The sequence below is a fragment of the Streptomyces sp. NPDC044002 genome (genome assembly GCF_056434525.1).
Genome location: NZ_JBWKEZ010000001.1, coordinates 1 through 3274 on the forward strand (window position 1 = coordinate 1; position 3274 = coordinate 3274).

General features: G+C 76.8%; 4 protein-coding genes. All 4 read right to left on the reverse strand.

Going from position 1 to position 3274, the window contains the following annotated elements:
- Window positions 1–368 precede the first annotated feature (368 nt).
- The gene (locus AC07A6_RS00005) at window positions 369–755 is read right to left on the reverse strand and encodes a rhodanese-like domain-containing protein (protein ID WP_362461437.1); all 387 of its coding nucleotides are present in this window, start codon (window positions 753–755) and stop codon (window positions 369–371) included.
- Complete coding sequence (locus AC07A6_RS00010; RefSeq protein ID WP_478775396.1) at window positions 752–1288, reverse strand: cupin domain-containing protein; 537 nt, start codon at window positions 1286–1288, stop codon at window positions 752–754. Before AC07A6_RS00010 ends, AC07A6_RS00005 begins: the two co-directional genes overlap by 4 nt.
- Window positions 1289–1366: 78 nt before the next feature.
- Window positions 1367–1453 (reverse strand): putative leader peptide, encoded by an 87-nt coding sequence (locus AC07A6_RS00015; RefSeq protein WP_311318651.1) that lies wholly within the window; start codon window positions 1451–1453, stop codon window positions 1367–1369.
- 33 nt (window positions 1454–1486) lie between these two features.
- Window positions 1487–3067 (reverse strand): FAD-dependent oxidoreductase, encoded by a 1581-nt coding sequence (locus tag AC07A6_RS00020; protein ID WP_362461443.1) that lies wholly within the window; start codon window positions 3065–3067, stop codon window positions 1487–1489.
- Window positions 3068–3274 lie beyond the last annotated feature (207 nt).

The following is a 3274-nucleotide window of genomic DNA, read 5'->3' on the forward strand; positions in this document are numbered from 1 at the left end:
CCAAGACCCCCCCCCCCCAGACGATGGGGAGGCTGGAATTTCGCTGCGCGAAATCCAGCCCGCGCGGCGTTTGAGCGCATCGGGCGCGGAGCGCCCGGTATCGGGGTCCGGGGCGGAGCCCCGGTTTCCCAGCCCCGCCGGCGTTTGAGGCGCGGGGTCAGGGGCGGAGCCCCTGGGAACGGTGGAGGGGCGGGTAGGGGACCGCTCCGCGCAGCGGCCCACCGCCCGCACCCGCCCACCGGCCCCGGCCACGCGAACCGGCCCCGCCCCACGGGCCGCCGGACGGAGTCCGGCGCAGCGGCGCGAAGCCGGTAAGGCGCCCCGGCGCCGCACCGCGCGAGCGGCGCGTCAAAAAGGAGAGCGGCGCGTCAAGAAGTGGGGAGCCCCGCCGCGCGCCACGCCTGGAAGCCGCCCGTGAGGTCGGTCGCCCGGCGCAGCCCCAGCGCGTGCAGCGACGCCGCGGCCAGCGAAGACGCGTAGCCCTCGTTGCAGACCACCACCACCCGCAGGTCGTGCGAGACGGCCTCCGGGAGCCGGTGGGAGCCCAGGGGGTCCAGCCGCCACTCCAGTTCGTTGCGCTCCACGACCACCGCCCCCGGGATCAACCCGTCCCGCTCGCGCAGCGCCTGGTAGCGGATGTCCACCAGCAGGGCCCCGTCCAGCGACGCCTCGTACGCCTCCCGCGGGCCGACGCGATCGTACGTGGCGCGGACCCGCTCCAGCAGCTCGTCGATGCCCACGGCGCCGGCGCTCACTGCCAGTCCGCCGGGCGCTCGACGTGCTCCAGCCGCAGCACGGGTCCGCTGCGGCTGTACCGGCGGATCAGCGGCAGCGGCGGGTAGTACGCGTGCACGGACACCGCGTGCTCCGAGCCGGACTCGTTGAGCACCTCGTGGACGTGGTGCTCGCCGAAGGCCCGCCCGCTGACCGCGCCGAGGCTGCGGGTGCGGTCCACGTCGGGGGCCAGTTCCAGGCTCTGCCAGCCCTCCGAGGGCAGCCGTACCGTCAGGGAGTGCTCCGTGAGCCGGCCCCGCGCGGTGGCGAACGCGCCCCGGGACTCGGCGTGGTCGTGCCAGCCGGTGCCGGTGCCCGGCGGCCAGCCGATCAGCCAGGCCTCGCTGCCGCCCGGCCCGTCGAGGCGGATCCAGGTCCGGCCCTCCGGGTCGAGGGGGAGCGAGTCGACGATCCCGGGGTCGGCGGCGGTGCGCAGGGCGAAGTCGAGGAGTTCCGCCGCCGTCGGGGCGGACGACGGGCGGGCGGGGGCGTGCGTGGGCAGCGGGGAAGGCATGGATGTGACCGTCCTGGGGGTTCGCGAAGGTGCGCGCGCCGGCCGGCAAGGCTCAGGGGCGCGCGGAGGGAAGGCGAATCAGCAGGAGGGGCGACACACGCAGCCCGCGTAGCGGAGCAGGTCCATGTGAACCCTCCGCCACAGGCGTACGTCGTTGCCGGTCATGCCCGCGAGTGAACCACGCGCCCCCGAGAACGGTCAATCGATCACGGGAGCGGGTGTCGCGGGAGAGCCCGCCGGGGCGCCCGCCCGGACGGCGTCGGCCGCCGCGTACAGCTCGGCCGGCCGGACCCCCGCGAAGGTGGCCGCCAGGTGCCCGTCCGGCCGCACCAGCAGCACGGTGTGCGCGGGCGCCCCCGGGTAGGAGTCGGCGACCAGCAGGTCGGCCGGGACCGGCAGCGCGCTCACGGCCGCCGCGAGGCGGGGCATCACCCCGGCGCTCTGCCAGTGCCGCCGGTCCCACACCCCGGTGCCCGGCGCGACCAGCAGCACCAGCAGCCGGCCCCGCCCCAGCAGGTCGCGCAGCGGGACGGTGGCTCCGTCGGGCGCGGTCACGGGCACGTTCGCCACCGGCCCGCCCGGCTCGGTCGCCGTCGGGACCTCGCGTACGGCCACGGGCGGCGCGTACACGGGCTGCGCGCCCAGCGGGCCGCGCCCCAGGTGCCCGTCGGTCAGCAGGGTCTCGGCGGAACGCCCCGTCCCCGGCAGCAGGGTGCGCAGCCCGCCCCCGCCGCGCAGTACGGGCACGGCCTGGTCGGCGGCGCGCAGCCGGGCGGCGACGGCGGTGCGCCGTTCGCCCTCGTAGCTGTCGAGCAGGGCCTCGGAGGCGCCCTGGTGCCAGGCCAGGGCCAGCTTCCAGGCGAGGTTCTCAGCGTCGCGCAGCCCCTCCTCGACGCCCTGGGTGCCGACCGCGCCGAGCAGGTGCGCGGCGTCCCCGACGAGGAAGGCCCGGCCGTCGCGCCAGCGCAGGGCCAGCCGGTGGTGGAGGGTGTGCACGCCGGTGTCGATGAGGTCGTACGGGGGAGTCGTGCCGCCGCACCACAGGGCCAGGGTGTCCCGGATGAGGGTGACGAGCGCGTCGGGCGTGACGAGTTCCCCGCGCGCGGGAAGCAGCCAGTCGAGCCGCCACACCCCGTCGGGCAGCGGCCGGGCGGTGATCTCCTCGGGCCCGGACGGCGGGTTGCGGTGCAGCAACGCTTCGCCGGGCCAGGGCAGTTCGGCGCGCAGCGCGGCCACGGCGTGCCGCTCGACGGCGGTCCGGCCGGGGAAGCGGATGCCGAGCAGCTTGCGCACGGTGGAGCGGGCCCCGTCGCAGCCGGCCAGGTGGCTGCCGCGCCACCAGCTGCTCTCGGTGCCGCGGGTGCGGGCGGTGACCCCGTGGTCGTCCTGCTCGAAGGAGTCCAGCTTTGCGCCGGCGACCAGCTGCACCAGGGGGTGCGCCGTGGCGGCGGCCCGCAGCCCGCGCACGAGGGCGTGCTGCGGCAGGTGCAGGGGAGCCTGCCCCTCGAAGCTGCCCTCGAACGTGATCCGCCGGGTTTCCTGACGGCGCTTCATGGTGCGCCAGGCCGCGTAGGGCGCGCCCTCGTCGCGCAGGGTCGTACAGCCCAGCCGGTGGGCCATGGCGGCGGTGTCGGAGTGCAGCACGACACTGCGGGCGGGCCGCGGCTCGTCCTTGCCGGGCCCCTCGTCGAGCAGCACGCTGGGCACGCCGTGCCCGGCCAGGGCGAGGGACAGGGACAGCCCGACGGGCCCCGCGCCGACGACGATCACCGGGTCCATGATGCGGCTCCCGATGTCCGGTATGTGATCACAGAACGTATGCAACCCACTGGAGGTTCCGGCGTCAAGTGACACCCGGCCGGGACAGCACTGTGTGGTGGGGGGGGGGGGGTCGCCCCCCCACCAGGGGGCAGCCCCCCGGCTGCCACCCCCCCCGCCCCCCCCCGCGCCTCCCGCCGGGTTCTCCCTGCCCGGACCCCACCCCCT

What these genes read in the sequence shown, in the direction of transcription:
- AC07A6_RS00010 (WP_478775396.1), bottom strand. Translation starts at nt 1,288, where the DNA reads ATGCCTTCCCCGCTGCCCACGCACGCCCCCGCCCGCCCGTCGTCCGCC.
- AC07A6_RS00015 (WP_311318651.1), bottom strand. Translation starts at nt 1,453, where the DNA reads ATGACCGGCAACGACGTACGCCTGTGGCGGAGGGTTCACATGGACCTG.
- AC07A6_RS00020 (WP_362461443.1), bottom strand. Translation starts at nt 3,067, where the DNA reads ATGGACCCGGTGATCGTCGTCGGCGCGGGGCCCGTCGGGCTGTCCCTG.